Origin of the sequence: Psychrobacter sp. TB20-MNA-CIBAN-0197 (genome assembly GCF_040309765.1) — a bacterium.
GTDB lineage: Bacteria > Pseudomonadota > Gammaproteobacteria > Pseudomonadales > Moraxellaceae > Psychrobacter > Psychrobacter submarinus.
Genome location: NZ_JBEOPC010000983.1, coordinates 1 through 255, shown reverse-complemented (window position 1 = coordinate 255; position 255 = coordinate 1). Strand labels below are relative to the sequence as shown.

1 protein-coding gene is annotated in these 255 nt (G+C 62.7%); it reads left to right on the top strand.

What is annotated here, in order from left to right; translation table 11 throughout:
- On the top strand, nt 1-255 hold a 255-nt coding region (locus AAEY83_RS16820; RefSeq protein WP_351060929.1), incomplete at both ends, for a ribonucleotide reductase barrel domain-containing protein.

Below are 255 nucleotides of genomic sequence, written 5' to 3'. Positions count from 1 at the left end.
CCACAGCTGTCGAGCTGCTACCTGACCACCGTGCCGGATGACCTGTCGGGCATCTATCACGCGATCCACGACAACGCCATGCTGTCGAAATTTGCCGGCGGCCTGGGCAACGACTGGACGCCGGTGCGTGCGCTGGGTTCGTACATCAAGGGCACCAACGGCAAGTCGCAAGGCGTTGTGCCGTTCCTCAAAGTGGTGAACGACACCGCTGTGGCCGTGAACCAGGGTGGCAAGCGCAAAGGCGCTGTGTGTGCC